Origin of the sequence: Aulosira sp. FACHB-615 (assembly GCF_014698045.1) — a bacterium.
GTDB lineage: Bacteria > Cyanobacteriota > Cyanobacteriia > Cyanobacteriales > Nostocaceae > Nostoc_B.
Genome location: NZ_JACJSE010000002.1, coordinates 555,908 through 571,360, shown reverse-complemented (window position 1 = coordinate 571,360; position 15,453 = coordinate 555,908). Strand labels below are relative to the sequence as shown.

16 protein-coding genes are annotated in these 15,453 nt (G+C 41.0%); 10 read left to right on the top strand and 6 right to left on the bottom strand.

All coding sequences use genetic code 11. The annotated features are described in order from the left end of the window. Window positions 1-5: 5 nt before the first annotated feature. The 6 genes from petJ to H6G77_RS04730 all read right to left on the bottom strand — a co-directional run bounded on the left by petJ (window position 6) and on the right by H6G77_RS04730 (window position 4,126). A complete protein-coding gene (gene petJ / locus H6G77_RS04755; protein WP_190593877.1) occupies window positions 6-350 on the bottom strand; it encodes a cytochrome c6 PetJ in 345 nt (114 codons plus the stop codon). Between the two features lie 263 nt (window positions 351-613). Beyond that, the gene (gene petE / locus H6G77_RS04750) at window positions 614-1,030 is read right to left on the bottom strand and encodes a plastocyanin (protein WP_190593875.1); all 417 of its coding nucleotides are present in this window, start codon (window positions 1,028-1,030) and stop codon (window positions 614-616) included. 372 nt (window positions 1,031-1,402) lie between these two features. Further along, window positions 1,403-1,894, bottom strand: coding sequence for a photosystem II cytochrome c-550 (psbV, locus tag H6G77_RS04745; protein ID WP_190870958.1), 492 nt, complete (start codon window positions 1,892-1,894; stop codon window positions 1,403-1,405). A gap of 64 nt (window positions 1,895-1,958) precedes the next feature. Continuing rightward, window positions 1,959-2,225, bottom strand: a complete 267-nt coding sequence (locus tag H6G77_RS04740) for a hypothetical protein (RefSeq protein WP_190593871.1) — start codon at window positions 2,223-2,225, stop codon at window positions 1,959-1,961. A 159-nt stretch (window positions 2,226-2,384) separates the two neighbouring features. Then, on the bottom strand, window positions 2,385-3,176 hold the full coding sequence (locus tag H6G77_RS04735) for a carbohydrate ABC transporter permease (protein WP_199331386.1): 792 nt from the start codon (window positions 3,174-3,176) through the stop codon (window positions 2,385-2,387). 41 nt (window positions 3,177-3,217) lie between these two features. Further along, complete coding sequence (locus H6G77_RS04730; protein ID WP_190870956.1) at window positions 3,218-4,126, bottom strand: ABC transporter permease subunit; 909 nt, start codon at window positions 4,124-4,126, stop codon at window positions 3,218-3,220. A gap of 159 nt (window positions 4,127-4,285) precedes the next feature. Here H6G77_RS04730 and H6G77_RS04725 point away from each other — a divergent pair, with 159 nt between their 5' ends. From H6G77_RS04725 to H6G77_RS04680, 10 genes are all read left to right on the top strand, one after another. Further along, a complete protein-coding gene (locus H6G77_RS04725) occupies window positions 4,286-6,727 on the top strand; it encodes a 26S protease regulatory subunit (RefSeq protein WP_190870955.1) in 2,442 nt (813 codons plus the stop codon). A gap of 319 nt (window positions 6,728-7,046) precedes the next feature. Next, window positions 7,047-7,541: a phosphohistidine phosphatase SixA gene (gene sixA, locus H6G77_RS04720; RefSeq protein WP_190870954.1), complete on the top strand. Its 495-nt coding sequence runs from the start codon at window positions 7,047-7,049 to the stop codon at window positions 7,539-7,541. A gap of 112 nt (window positions 7,542-7,653) precedes the next feature. Continuing rightward, complete coding sequence (locus tag H6G77_RS04715) at window positions 7,654-8,790, top strand: citrate synthase (RefSeq protein WP_190593861.1); 1,137 nt, start codon at window positions 7,654-7,656, stop codon at window positions 8,788-8,790. Between the two features lie 529 nt (window positions 8,791-9,319). After that, the gene (gene nuoH, locus H6G77_RS04710; RefSeq protein WP_190870953.1) at window positions 9,320-10,438 is read left to right on the top strand and encodes an NADH-quinone oxidoreductase subunit NuoH; all 1,119 of its coding nucleotides are present in this window, start codon (window positions 9,320-9,322) and stop codon (window positions 10,436-10,438) included. A 93-nt stretch (window positions 10,439-10,531) separates the two neighbouring features. Next, window positions 10,532-11,107 (top strand): NAD(P)H-quinone oxidoreductase subunit I, encoded by a 576-nt coding sequence (gene ndhI / locus H6G77_RS04705; RefSeq protein WP_190593857.1) that lies wholly within the window; start codon window positions 10,532-10,534, stop codon window positions 11,105-11,107. Between the two features lie 237 nt (window positions 11,108-11,344). Further along, the gene (locus H6G77_RS04700) at window positions 11,345-11,944 is read left to right on the top strand and encodes an NADH-quinone oxidoreductase subunit J (RefSeq protein ID WP_190593855.1); all 600 of its coding nucleotides are present in this window, start codon (window positions 11,345-11,347) and stop codon (window positions 11,942-11,944) included. 151 nt (window positions 11,945-12,095) lie between these two features. Next, on the top strand, window positions 12,096-12,401 hold the full coding sequence (gene nuoK, locus H6G77_RS04695) for an NADH-quinone oxidoreductase subunit NuoK (protein ID WP_006199065.1): 306 nt from the start codon (window positions 12,096-12,098) through the stop codon (window positions 12,399-12,401). Window positions 12,402-12,407: 6 nt separating this feature from the next. Continuing rightward, window positions 12,408-13,328, top strand: coding sequence for an NAD(+) kinase (locus H6G77_RS04690; RefSeq protein WP_190593853.1), 921 nt, complete (start codon window positions 12,408-12,410; stop codon window positions 13,326-13,328). 353 nt (window positions 13,329-13,681) lie between these two features. Then, complete coding sequence (locus tag H6G77_RS04685) at window positions 13,682-14,458, top strand: nucleoside phosphorylase (protein WP_190870952.1); 777 nt, start codon at window positions 13,682-13,684, stop codon at window positions 14,456-14,458. 252 nt (window positions 14,459-14,710) lie between these two features. Beyond that, a complete protein-coding gene (locus H6G77_RS04680) occupies window positions 14,711-15,280 on the top strand; it encodes a TIGR02281 family clan AA aspartic protease (RefSeq protein WP_190593849.1) in 570 nt (189 codons plus the stop codon). The last annotated feature ends 173 nt before the right edge of the window (window positions 15,281-15,453 follow it).

Here is a 15,453-nt window from a genome sequence, read left to right as displayed (position 1 = left end):
CACATCTACCAACCTTGTTCGGCTTTTTGAAAGACGTAAGCAGCGACATCCAAAATTTCTTCAGGTGTTAACTTGTTTTTGAAGGATGGCATGGCATTTTTGCCATTTTGGATTTGATGAATAATTGCCTGAAGTGAGTCGGTGTTATAGTCTGCCAAGTATTTTGATAGTGCTTCTTTGTTTAAGGTTTTTTCGGAAACGAGAATATTACCGCCACCTATGTGACAAGAAGCGCAATTGGCACTAAAGATTTTGGCACCGTTGGAAGTTTCGGCGGCTAGTGCTGGATAAGTAAATGTTAATTGGAAGAGCGCGATCGCTAGAAATAAAATTAATAACAGTCTTCTCAAGTTATTCTCCAGACTCTAGCGCCTAAATAGAGTTCTCATCTATACTTTGACTGCTACATTTTATCAGTTTTACATTTAAATAAAATTAGCGGTGACGAGTCAATCTCTAAACATCGCTGGGCGCTGTTGAGCATTGTGGGCGGAAATCAAACTCGTCACCGCTATTAGTTGATTTGTTGTATGCGCCAGGCTGTGGCGTTTCTTAGTTTTTCAATTTTCCTGAAGAGCTAGAAAATTATCTAGTTTCGCCAGTGCTATTTCTACTATTGAACAATGATGTGGCCAACCATACCGGCACCACGATGGGGTTCGCAATAGAAGGTGTAATCACCAGCAGGTGCATCAGCTGGGATGGTGGTTGTTTGTGTTTGACCAGGACTCATTAACATCTGTTTATGAGACAGAGATTTAGCTAAATCTGCACTCTTAGCAGGGTTGAGAGCCGCATCAAAGACAACGTTATGGGGAGGAACTTTGTTGTTTACCCATTCAATTGTATCGCCGGGCTTCACTGTTACCTTGCTGGGTTCAAATGCCAGCATTCCTTTATCGCTACCCAACTTGATTTGGTGGGTTTCAGCAGAGGCTGAAGGTGTAAAAATAGCAAAGCTGCTGACAACTAAAATCATGGTCAACACAGCTAGGCTCAAGCGTCTCAGACTTGCCGCAATCAATTTCATGACTTTCTCCTAACAGATGGTTTTATAGTCCCTATCTCATTTTAAATAAAATCAACGCCAAAGTTTGACAATATGTCGTAGATCCAATTTATTTTATTTATCGGGTCATAAATTAATATTCAGCAACCTCAAAATCAGAAATAACTCTGATTTTTATACACTAAATAGCCTTTCCGTCAAGTAAAAAATCCCAAAAATCAGGTTTAATTCTTAAAAAATTATAGAGATTGGGAATTAGTCACTGTGAAGTATCAAGATTGCAGAATTAAGCTTAAAGAGTAGAAGTAAAATTTCATACTTCATCCTTCATCCTTACATGCTTGTTTCTTCCCAGTATCTAATTCCCCAATACTCAGCAATTATGACTGAGGTTTAGTAATATATTTTGCCACCGCCCCACTTGGTACCTACGACTTTAGGTTGCAGGAGGATGTGACCAGCTATGGCTACCAAATCGTCTTCGGTCAGATTTCGCATTGTTGTGAAAATATCTGCACTCTTGAGACTGGGGTGTAATTCAGAGATTTCCTCTTCCCCGTCATAAGTAGTGGGATTTTTTATGTAATCTACCAAACCTTCAATGCTGTTGCGGTTTGGTGTAGCCAATGCTAGTGCTTCTGGTTCTAGACCTACGTTTTGGTTGGTTTTGGTAACGCCACCTACATGACATTGAGCGCAAGCGTATTGAAATAAACGTTTGCCTTCTTTAACTTGTTTGAGGCTAAGAACAACGGTATCACCCTTGTCATTTAATGGCACTGTTCTGGTAGCTTCGTCTAGTTCCACTGCTGAAGCAGCACCGACCATCAACTGAAATGTCAGTAAAACAGTAACCACAACAACGCCAATTAATCTTCTAAACATGTTTCCCCTTAAAAATTTTGACGCTCAACACAGCTAAATAATGCGATACTCAATCTCTGTGTCGCTAACGGTTGTTATATGTTGTTAAAAATTCGCTCCAGCCTGAAATCGCCCACAAGGTGACTCTGGTATCACTCACCGAGTCGCTAATATCTTGCTGGTGAATTTCAGACGATGTTTGCGCCATAATTGCTTTTGCATTTTCTAACGCCCAATGAGCCTTGTGGCATTTATAGGCAGTTCTCAATTGGTTATCCAGAGAAAACACTTGCCCCACAGTCATACTGTAGTGTGTTGCTATCTCTGCGATCGGTAGACCTGCAAAACCCATAATGTTTGGTTAACTAACAAATAGAGATTAAGTCGCTGTAATACCAATATCACGTTAGGAGTGCAATTTGTTGCCCAAAATTTGGAGCAGGGTGAGGATGTTTGGGAGATAGGGGGACAGGGGAGACAAGGGAGACAGTTATGAGTATATTGACTCAGGTTATCCTTTCCCGCCTGTAAAGGTGGCGCTTTGAATAAAGTAGCGGTTGAGGAAAGCATATATACCTAAAGCTGGTAGGGTAAAAATCATCGAAGCTGCCATGATGTAGTTCCAATAGCTGATGTATAGACCTTTAAATGTGTTTAAGCCTAAAGGTAAGGTAAACATTTCGGGGTCAAATAAAATCACGACAGGTAGCAAGAAATTATTCCAACTACCCATAAAGACAAAAACAGCTTGGGCTGCGAGTGCTGGTTTGGCTAAAGGTAAAACAATATATCTAAAAATTCCCCAGGTATTTAAGCCATCTAATTGCGCGGCTTCTTCTAGTTCCCTGGGAAAGTTAACGAAAAATTGCCGCATCATAAAGATAAAAGTAGCGTTTACCATCCCCGGCACAATCATACCTTGATAAGAATTTAGCCAAGCGATCGCCTTTAAAATCAAAAATGTGGGAATCAAGGTAATTTGCGCTGGTACTGCTAAAATTGCCAAAATTAAAAAGAACCAGAAATTTTTCCCGACAAAGCGCAGTCTAGCTAAGGCATAACCAGCCATTGAGTTGAATATCAAGTTTAAGAGCGTGACGCTAACAGCAATAAACACACTGTTGAATAACCAACGCCAAAATAACGGTTCTTGTAAAAATATTTGCTTGTAATTATCTAAAGTAAAATTTTTGGGTATAAAATTATGACCGCCATTGACAATCTCTGATAGTGGTTTAAATGACGCTGACAACGCCCAAAGAAAGGGGATTAGGGTAATAACGGCATACAGTGTCAACACCATGTATAACAATAATTTGAGCCAAGGAATGCGAGGAATTGTAGTCACATTTTTTCGCCTCCAAATAAACGCCGTTGGATTAAAGTTATGGTGATGATGACTAATGCCAGTAAAAATGCGATCGCAGCAGCATAACCCATCTGTAAATTACGAAATACAGCTTGGTAAATCAATAACACTAAAGTCAGAGTTGCGTTATTCGGCCCGCCAGTCCCACCAGAGAAAATATAAGATTGGTCAAATAACTGAAAAGTCCCAATTATGCCAATAGCCACAACAAAAAAGGTTACAGGCTGGAGTATGGGAATAGTGATATAGATAAACTGCTGCCAAGTATTTGCCCCATCCAGTTCCGCCGCCTCGTATAATTTTTGGGGGATATCTTGCAACGCCGCCAAATAAATCACCATATAAAACGGCGCAGTTGACCAAATATTCATAATCATGATGCCTTTGAGTGCCACATTTGGATCACCCAACCAGTTATAAGTAGGTAAACCCACAAAAGCCAAAACATCATTCAGTAGCCCATCCGTGTTATAAATCCACATAAAAATCAGCGTCAGCACTGCGGAAGAAGTCACTGTGGGTAAAAAATAAAGGATACGCCACCAATTTTTTCCCCGAATCCCAGAATTGAGAGTTACCGCCAGAACTAAAGCCAAAATTGTTTGTGACGGTACAACAATAGCCACATATTCAGCCGTATTTTTCACAGCTATCCAAACTCGTTCATCTTCAACTAAGCGGCTGAAATTGCGAAAGCCGATGAACTGATATTCAATTCCGCCGAGAAGCTGTACTTTATGTAGCGAAAGAAAGACGGCGTAGAGAATGGGTAACACAACAAAAGTACCCAAAACCAACAGCGTAGGTGCAAGAAAAAGATATCCAGCTAGATTTTCCGTCAGATTCCACCTAATATTTTGCTGTTGCTTGCTAACTTGCCACACAATTTCACCTCCGCTTAATTATGTACAACCTAGTTGTAGCGATGGGTGGTACATGATTATTTATGGTAGCGTTTGACGAAATCTCTTCAGAAATGATGGCGAAAGTTACTGTATATATCATTTTGGGAAGAATATATCTGGTGATTGTCAGGAAACAGAATGTTATATACAGCCTACTTAAGCTCGATTAAAAATGAACTACAAAGAACTGGTAAAGCAAAAAAAAGCTTACGAGTGAAAACCATCATGGAACAGTTTGGCTATCAACGCAGAAGTCAGGCATTCATTGATGATTTTAATACTGCTCTGGAAAGTGTAGGATTATATGCTGAACCTGCTTTTGATTTATATATTCCTTTAGATACAAAAATAGATATTTCTCTCAAAGGTATAGAAATTAGTGATGAAAAATTCAATTCAGCAGCAATTTCGCAAAAGCTGAAAGAAACTATTCAAGTTAAACATGATTTCTTTTACTATTTATTTGACTTCGGCTCTGAGCAAGAATATGAACGTTTTCAAGCTTGTTTAGATTCTAATCAACCTATGGGGATTTTTCTTGTTCCTCAAGATGTCGATTTCTTTTCTGATATCGTTGTCAAAATTTTCAATTATGAACTGATTAGAAAATTTCAATATCAAGGTTCAAGCGAGGTTGCCAGTTCTTCTGTACGCCAGTTTACAACTAATATTATTGACTCTGATGATGATTGCGAAAATGATAAAGAAAGTTCTATCAAAGGCGCTAATATATTTCACTTCTATCGTTCAACGATGACAAGTGTCATCTTAGGTGACACTGGCTTAGAGTTACTAGATTCGGAAAAATTTGATGAGCAGTTTGAATCTATATCTTTATCTCTAAATAAGTATAATTCTACACAATCATTTATTCTATTCCACTGTCCATCAGTGTTGGAAATTCAAGCCCAGCAAAAAGAAGATAGCTTAGGACATTTAGTAGATACAGTTGCTAGTAAAATTCCCTTTACTTTTACCCTCAGATGTAAATATTCTCATGAAGCTGCCATTGAGCGAAAGGAAGAGATTTTAGCTCACTTCCGTTTATTATTAGAACTGCCTTATTATCAAACAGAAGAAGATGATGTATCTCTCCTCAACTATTTCTTAGAACTGCAAAAAGCTCAAATTCAAGCTGAATCACAATTGTTACTCAAGATGAAGCCTGAACATCTTTATCATCTAAAGTGGCAACAAGAAAGTACTGAATATATCTACCTGAAGTATTTTGCGATCAAAACCCTAGAGAGTCTTGGATATGAATTATCACACATTGGCTGTGAAGTTGAATTAACTTCTCAAGATGAAGATCATAAAGAAGATGAGGAAGAATATGAATATGAAGAATATCAAACTGAAAAAGTAGAAGTATATATTAAAAATAAAATTGTGGTCGAAATAGAAACTCTCAAATATAACGAGTTTTCTGATAATAATCTCTTTTTTGATATGATTAAGAGAATTTTGCGGAAATCTCAGGTATGGCCAAATAATTTAGAGAGTGTTTGGTTAGTTGTACCTGGATTTGAAATTGCTCGCAATTACTATCAACTCAAAAAAACCAAAGAGATTTTAGAGTATAGACTCTCAGAATACTATGGTGCCAACTTTAAAACTATAGTGATGACACCAGATTATGAAAAACATCAATTAGTCCCTGTGGCGTTTGATACCATTGATTATCCAACCTTTGAATATAAAGTTAAAAGACAAGCCACAAGACAAATCAGCCCAGTTACTAAACAAGTCAAACTTGACTTTAGCCAAGTCAAAGGTCTCAATGAAGAAAAAGAAAAACTCAATAAACTACTCAAATTACAATCTAAAGGGCATAAAGGCGCAATTGGGGGCATTTTGTTTTATGGATTACCTGGATGTGGTAAAACATTATTAGCTAATGCTTTTGCTAATGAGTCAGGGCGATATTTCTTTAAGTTTTCTCCGGCTGATATTATTAGTGTATGGATAGGTCAAAGCCAGAAAAATATTCGTGATATTTTTGTCCAAGCTAAGAAAAAAGCTCCTTCTGTATTATTCATCGATGAATTAGATAGTATTGGTTTCAATCGTAATGATGAAAACTCCCATACTGACCAAAGAGCCACTATCAATCAATTATTGATTGAACTAAATAATATTAAAAATAGTGATGTCATTGTCATTGCTGCTACTAATTATTTAAGTGGCATTGATAATGCCTTAAAACGTTCTGGCAGATTAGATTGGAAAGTGCCGATTTTCCCTCCAAGCCAAGCAGAGAGAGTCGAAATATTTAAGCATTATCTATCACAACTCAATGTAGAGCAATCAGTTAATTTTGAAATGTTAGCTGAGAAAAGTATCCGATTTACTTCATCTGATATTGAGTTGGTTTGTCGAGAAGTCAATAATGCGATTTTGTTAGAAGAAATAAGTTCATATTTGACAACTGCTGATGTGCTGACTTTTATTCATAATCTCCAAGATGGGGGTTTAAGTTTGACTCAAGAACAGGTGAAGGAATTTTTGGAAGAATGCAAGCAATTGAGTGTTAAAAATCCTAAGTTGGAAACCTTGAGATTAGAATGGGAAATTGATTAGGCATCAAATTATTGGGAAAGTATGTTTAGTAGGTAGGCACAATTGTAAGGATGCAGGTAGCAGAGTATTGACCTAACAATTTAACATAGCAAGTACTGAAGAACCTTAATTCTAAGACGCAGAGTTACAAAAGCGATCGCACTAATCCATGATCTGGTAAGACCTGAATGTATGGAATGACTGCGAGTGCCAAAGGATTAAAATATCAAAATAGTTAATGCGATCGCCAACACTACTGCACCTGTAGTATTCAAGAATAATTAGGATATGTTAAATAACATCAGGCGTAAATCCTAACTCAGCAATCAGGGCTATTATTGTGGAACTGTATCTGATTCGTCATGGCATCGCCCAAGAGCGACAAGCTGGCATTAAAGATGAGGAACGACAACTCACCAAAGAAGGCAGGCAAAAAACCGAGAAAGTCGCCCAGCGTCTACTCCAGCTAGATTTGCAGTTTAATTTAATTGTCACCAGTCCCTTAGTCCGCGCTCGTCAAACAGCAGAAATTCTTGTCGCCACCGGACTCAGTTCACAATTAGAAGAATCTTCTCACCTCGCTCCTGGTGGTCATTTTTCCAATTGGTTAGTTTACTGGTTAGAACCGAAAAATTATTCGCCAAATATCCAACTTGCCTTGGTTGGTCATGAACCTGATTTAAGCAACTGGGCAGAAATTCTTCTTTGGGGAGAGGTAAAAGGCTGCTTAGTCTTGAAAAAAGCAGGTATGATCGGAGTAAAACTGCCAGAAGCAGGAGCTGTTGTGGGTCGTAGTCAAATGTTCTGGTTGACACCACCCAAGTACTTGCTATAACAGTTTTTCAACTCTTCTCGAAGAATTGTTGTGATAGCGACTACTGTTATGGCGAAAATAATTTCTGGTAAGTTAGCGTGATCGAATATTTCACAAAGCAAATGGTGTTGCCATGATGGTGTGCGAATACAAGCCCGGTTTAGAAGGCATTCCCGCAGCCCAATCGAGTATCAGCTACGTGGATGGGCAGAAGGGAATACTAGAATATCGTGGCATCCGGATTGAGGAGTTAGCCGCCAAAAGTACCTTTCTCGAAACTGCTTATCTCCTGATCTGGGGCGAATTGCCAAGTAAAGAAGAACTCAAAGCATTTGAGGAAGAAGTTCGCCTCCACAGGCGGATTAAATACCGGATTCGGGACATGATGAAATCCTTCCCGGAAAGCGGTCATCCAATGGATGCTCTGCAAGCCTCGGCGGCGGCGTTAGGCTTGTTTTACTCCCTACGCGATTTACATAACCCTGCCTACATTCGGGATTCAGTTGTGCGCTTGATAGCAACTATCCCCACAATGGTGGCTGCATTCCAGTTAATGCGTAAGGGTAATGACCCTGTAAAACCCCGCGATGACTTAGATTATTCCGCCAATTTTCTCTACATGCTCAACGAGAAAGAACCGGATGCTTTAGCGGCAAAAATCTTTGACATCTGCTTAATTCTGCATGTTGAGCATACAATGAATGCTTCGACCTTTAGTGCTAGGGTAACAGCTTCAACCTTGACTGACCCTTATGCTGTAGTTGCTAGTGCTGTGGGAACCTTGGGCGGCCCTTTACACGGTGGAGCCAACGAAGAAGTAATTCAGATGTTGGAAGAAATCGGTTCTGTAGAAAAAGTCCGTCCTTATGTTGAGGATCGCCTACAAAACAAACAAAAACTGATGGGCTTTGGACATCGCGTCTACAAAGTTAAAGACCCACGCGCCATCATTCTCCAAGACCTTGCCGAGCAACTGTTTGACAAGTTCGGGGGAGATAAATACTACGAAATTGCCCAAGAAATGGAACGGGTAGTTGAGGAAAAACTCGGTCATAAAGGCATCTACCCCAATGTTGACTTTTACTCTGGTTTGGTGTACAGGAAAATGGGCATTCCTACAGACTTGTTTACACCAATATTTGCGATCGCCCGCGTTGCTGGTTGGTTAGCTCACTGGAAAGAACAACTAGCAGAAAACCGGATTTTCCGTCCCACCCAGGTTTACAACGGTAAACACGAAGTTCCTTACACCCCGCTCGAACAACGTTAACTAGCCGTGTGTCCGTTCAGCAAGCACCTACCTACAAGTAAAAATATCAGCATCAACCCCCAATTTCGGGAATCAGAAATCCTATAAGCAGCAAATAACCGTTGCCAGCATGGAAGCGGCAGTTTTTTGATGTTTGCTTATGCTAGAGGCTAGGGAGACAAGGAGGAGCCACTGCGTTGGGCGGCTCTGCCGACTCCCTCAGTGGCGTGACAAGGAGACAAGGTAGAAATATTGTATGTAATTATCCCTAACTTCTACTCCCCACTCCCCACTCCCTACTCCCTATAGCAAATCTCAATCCTACCTATAAGCAGAAGTTCTTGTATAGCTACAGGGACTGAAAACCATGCAACGATATACTAGGCATGGGAATATGGCAATAAATCTTCAATCAGGAGTCATCTCAGAAAGGCTGAAGGCTGAAGTTTGAAGTAGAAAATTCATACTTCATACTTCATACTACCCTCCGGGAAGCCACCCAAAGGGTGTCTACACACTTCATACCTCAACTGACTTAAAGAGCGGAAACATGAATTCAGGAATTGACCTTCAAGGAACGTTTATTAAATCCCTAACGGATTTAGGACTATCAGACGGCACAGCCAAAGCACTTTGGATGCCGTTGCCAATGATCCTGATGCTGATTGGGGCAACAGTGGGTGTATTAGTGTGTGTGTGGCTGGAAAGAAAGATTTCAGCAGCAGCACAGCAGCGAATCGGCCCTGAATTTATTGGGGCTTTTGGCTTACTTGCTCCAGTTGCCGATGGTTTAAAGCTGGTGTTTAAGGAAGACATTGTACCAGGTAAAGCTGACCCCTGGTTATTTACTCTCGGCCCCATCATTGTGGTACTGCCAGTATTTCTGTCTTATTTGATTGTGCCATTTGGACAGAATATTGTAATTACTAATGTGGGTATGGGAGTCTTTTTGTGGATTGCCTTGTCTAGCATTCAGCCAATTGGCTTGTTAATGGCAGGCTACGCATCCAATAATAAATACTCCCTCTTAGGGGGCTTGCGAGCAGCAGCGCAATCTATTAGTTATGAAATTCCCCTGGCGCTGAGTGTGCTGGCGATCGCTATGATGTCTAACAGCCTCAGCACAGTTGATATCGTCAATCAACAATCTGGTTACGGTATCCTCGGCTGGAATATTTGGCGACAACCAGTCGGCTTTCTCATCTTTTGGATTGCTGCTTTAGCAGAATGTGAACGCTTACCCTTCGACTTACCCGAAGCAGAAGAAGAACTCGTAGCAGGTTATCAAACTGAGTACTCAGGCATGAAATTTGCTTTGTTCTACCTCAGTTCCTACGTTAACTTAGTACTTTCTGCTTTATTGGTATCAGTTTTATATTTAGGCGGTTGGGATTTTCCCTTTCCCATCAACACCATCGCTAGTTTGTTAGGTGTCAGTGAAACTAATCCTGTCTTACAAGTAGTCACTGCCGGTGTGGGTATTACAATGACTGTACTCAAAGCCTACTTCCTAGTGTTTATCGCCATCCTATTGCGCTGGACAGTACCCCGTGTACGCATTGACCAACTCTTAGATTTAGGATGGAAGTTTTTATTACCCGTGGGTTTGGTGAATCTTCTATTAACCGCCGCCCTGAAATTAGCCTTTCCCGTCGCTTTTGGTGGATAGTCAATTGTCATTAGTCATTGGTCATTAGCAAAGAACAAATGACCAAAGATCAATGACAAAGGACAAATGACAAAAAAGAGAGAGTGAAACACAATGCTAAAGTTCCTGAAGCAAGTTGGTGATTACGCCAAAGAAGCAGTACAAGCTGGTCGTTACATCGGTCAGGGGCTATCTGTTACCTTCGACCACATGCGGCGGCGACCCATTACCGTACAGTACCCTTACGAGAAACTCATTCCTGGCGAAAGGTTTCGCGGTAGGATTCACTATGAATTTGATAAATGTATCGCCTGCGAAGTCTGTGTACGTGTATGTCCCATTAACTTACCTGTAGTTGACTGGGAATTTGACAAAGGTAGCAAAAAGAAAAAGCTCAAACACTACAGCATCGACTTTGGGGTTTGTATCTTCTGTGGTAACTGTGTGGAATACTGTCCCACCAACTGTCTATCCATGACAGAAGAATACGAACTTTCCACCTACGATCGCCATGAACTGAACTATGACAGTGTAGCTCTCGGCCGTCTGCCTTACAAAGTCACTAATGATCCAATGGTGACACCGCTACGCGAACTGGTTTATCTACCCAAAGGCGTACTTGAACCCCACGGTGTCCCCGCAGATGCACCCCGCGCTGGCGCACGTCCAGAAGACCTTGCAGAAAAATAAATGTCATAAGTCATTTGTTCTTTGTCTTTTACTAATGACCAATGACCATACCAATTTTAGATTTTAAATTTTGGATTTTGGATTTTGGATTATTTTCCGTTCAAGCCCCCAGATCACTCAATGGCAAGTGCTTACGGTAGGGAAATTACTCTATAAGGGTTCAACAGAAAAAATCTAAAATCATCAATCTAAAATCGCAAATCTAAAATCCAAAATTGTTTGACTGAGGATAAAAAAGTGAATCTAGCGGAAGGTGTACAGATTATTTCGTTTGGTGTACTAGCAGTAATGCTGATTGGCGCAGCACTGGGTGTAGTGTTGTCTTCCAGCATTGTTTATTCTGCCTTTTTGCTAGGAGGCGTATTTATCAGCATTGCGGGAATGTACCTGTTGCTGAATGCGGACTTTGTAGCCGCAGCCCAAGTGCTGATTTATGTTGGGGCGGTTAACGTGTTAATTTTGTTCGCCATTATGTTGGTGAACAAGCGCCAAGATTTTGCCCCATTTCCCAGTGCTGGCGTGCGGAAAGTACTCACAGGTGTAGTTAGTATTGGGCTATTTGGCTTGTTGAGTGCAATGGTTTTGGCAACACCTTGGGCATACTCCACTACACCCGTAGCTGGTGAAAGTTCGATAGTGTTGATTGGTGAGCATTTCTTCAGCGACTTTTTATTACCCTTTGAGTTGGCTTCTATTTTGTTGCTGATGGCAATGGTAGGCGCAATTATTTTGGCGCGACGTGAGTATCTGCCAGATCAAGTTTCACAATCAACTGTTCTAACTTTGCCAGAACGCCCCAGAGAACTTGTATCAGCAGGTAGAGACAGCCAAGAGTAAATTTTCCATGACAACGAGAAATCATGGTTTAGGCCAAGGGTGCAGGGGTGTAAGGGTGTAAATATTCAACACCCTTACACCCTTATACCCTTACACCCAACCTCAACAAAAGATTTACAGCCAGCAAACTTTACAAGGAATACTAGGATTCATGCAACTTCAGTACTTTTTATTACTGGCCGCCGCTTTGTTTTGTATCGGCATTTATGGTTTAATTACCAGTCGTAATGCTGTGCGGGTGCTGATGTCAATTGAGCTACTGCTAAATGCTGTTAATTTGAATTTAATGGCATTTTCCAACTTTCTTGACTCAACATTAATTAAAGGCCAAGTATTTACCGTATTTGTCATTACTGTGGCTGCTGCCGAAGCGGCGGTAGGTTTGGCGATCGTTTTGGCCATTTATCGCAACCGTGATACCGTCGATATGGAGCAGTTTAATCTCCTGAAATGGTAATTGTGCGTGCAACTCAAGCAGGTAATCATTGCTTATAAGGCGCGAGATTCTCAAAGTAAACGCTGGGCAGAAATTTGTGCCAAGCAGCTAGAAAATCGCGGTTGTCATGTACTGATGGGGCCTAGCGGGCCAAAAGATAACCCTTACCCGGTATTTTTGGCATCGTCTAATCAACCAATTGACATGGCTTTAGTACTCGGTGGTGATGGTACTGTTTTAACTAGTGCCAGACATTTAGCCCCAGCTGGTATCCCCATTCTTGGCGTGAATGTGGGCGGTCATCTGGGCTTTTTAACCGAGTCTGTAGATGAATTTCAAGATACAGAAAAAGTATGGGATCGGCTGTTTGAGGATCGTTATGCCATTCAACGGCGAATGATGCTACAAGCCGCAGTGTATGAAGGTCATCGCACGAATTTAGAACCAGTCACCGAACGCTACCTAGCATTAAATGAATTTTGTGTTAAACCCGCTTCTGCCGATCGCATGATCACTTCTATCCTCGAAATGGAAATTGATGGTGAAGTAGTCGATCAGTATGTAGGAGACGGGTTGATTATTTCTACTCCTACAGGTTCTACTGGTTACACTGTTTCGGCAAGTGGCCCCATCATGCACGACGGGATGGAAGCTGTCACCATTACTCCCATTTGTCCGATGAGCCTGTCTAGCCGTCCCTTGGTGTTACCGCCTGGGGTGGTGGTGAGTATTTGGCCTTTGGGCGATTACGATTTAAGTACTAAATTGTGGATGGATGGGGTGTTATCTACTTCCATTTGGCCTGGACATCGCGTTGATGTGCGAATGGCTGAGTGTCGAGCTAAATTTATTGTCTTACGCGAAAACAATTCCTATTATCAAACACTGCGCGAAAAGTTACTCTGGGCAGGTACAAGGGTTCGCTACAGTAACAATCATCGTAATTGATTGACAGTCCCCAGTTGTCTGGGGGTAACTCTCAGCTTTTGATCACAGGTAATTGCATCAAGTTAGTAATTTTATGAACTCTTAGCCCCTGATCAAATTCGGGGGTTTTTTGTGCTGATTACTTTTAAAGTCTGCGGAGGCATTAAGCCGTAACTGTAGGTGCGTTACGCTGTCGCTAACACACCCTACTGGCGTGGCAAGGCTAAAATAGGGCATAAAAATAACTCTTGTGGTGTGGGCATCCTGCCCGCACCGGACGGGCTAGAAGCCCATCCCACAAGAAATTTATCATGCAACATTTAAGGCTTGCCGCGCTACTACGTATTTGTTCAAAAATCAAATCGGACTGCTATATGACAAACAAACGCTTTTATCACATTGGTTTTGGGCAAGAGGATTTAGGGACATCGCCGCCTGAGATTGCTTTATTATCTGGCGATCGCGATCGCACCCGTCTGATTGCCGAAAATTATTTCCAAGATGTGCGTTTATTATCCCAAAATCGCGGACTTGATAGTTATTTAGGCTATTTACCCAATCATCGCCCCATCTTAGCGGCAACTAGTGGGATGGGTGCGCCTTCTTTAAGTATTGTGGTGAATGAATTGGTACAGGTGGGAATCCGGCAAATTATTCGCATCGGGACTTGTGGCTCAATTCAACTTCATGTACCAGTCGGCAGTATTGTCATTAGTAGTGCGGCTTTGTGTCGTCAAGGTGCAGCTAATGACATTGCACCTATAGAATATCCGGCGGCGGCTGATCCATTTTTGACAGTGGCTTTAGTCAAGGCTGCACAAGAGTTAGGATTTGAGCATTATTTAGGAATTACTGCATCTGTTGATACTTTTTATGAAGGACAGGAACGCGCTGATTCAGCCAATCCCTATTTAATGCGATCGCTCCGGGGAATTACGGAAGAGTATCGGCGGTTGAATATTTTGAACTACGAAATGGAATGCGGCACATTGTTCAAAATGGCGGGTGTGTATAAATTTGCGGCGGCGGCTGTTTGCGGTGTGGTAGCTCAACGCAACGTTGATGAGAGGGTAGTTTTAGAACAGAAAGAGGTGGCTGTGGGAAATGCGATCGCTACTGCTATCCACGCCATCACAAATTCTTGTGTTTAGCTTTAAATATCACCTCAGTAGATTTATGGACTCTTCATTTAATCTTTAAGTTAGCTGTTCCTCAATCTCGATAATATAGATTTATTAGGTGAAAAACTCATATTTTGCACATTAATAAATCCTGAAAAATACTGGATTTTACCAGCAAACTTATTGAGGAATCAGTAAAATTTAGTAACTAAAACCATCAATCTAAAATTTTAATAAAGAATTTATTTTTCATATTAATAAACAATCGGAGAATATCCTCAAATGAACTGCGCTTGGAAACGGGCAATTACTAATATTAACGTGGCGTTGATTGTAGTAATGCCAACGCTGATATTATCAGCATTTACACACCGGGCAGTAGCGGAAGATAAAGGTACTTGTTTTATGGTGACTGCTTCTGGAATGACGGTGGAGTTAACCAAGCTTTGCAGTGATGCTCAGAAAATCAACGCAACTTCTGGGGGTAAGGTTTTTCGGATACCTATCAAACGTCACTTTGGTAGAACTCCGGTGATTGATGTCACCTTTAATAACCAAAAAACCTTTGAAATGATTGTCGATACAGGTGCTAACGGAACTTTGATTACCCAAGCAATGGCTAATGCTTTGCAAGTTAAACCCACAGGTACACTGCAAGCGCAAACTGCTGATGGTAGCCAAGTACAATTTTCTACAGGCAAAGTTCAGTCTATCTCTGCGGGTGGGATTGTAGCAAATAATCTGGAAGTGGCGATCGCATCTAAAGCAGGTATCGGCTTACTTGGTCACGATTTCTTTGGTAACTATGACATCAAAATTTCACAAACAGTCGTGGAATTTCATACGCGCTAGATGATGTCGCTCTATTCTATTAACCCTGTCTGATTGCATTTAGGGTTTAAATGTACTGTGGAATTTCTGGTATAAATTATTCTGCTGCAACTCTCAGCACACACTTGAGAAACTTTGCATTTAAGTCTCCGAAATTGGAATTTTTAATTATTACCCGCTATAGTCGTTCTGTA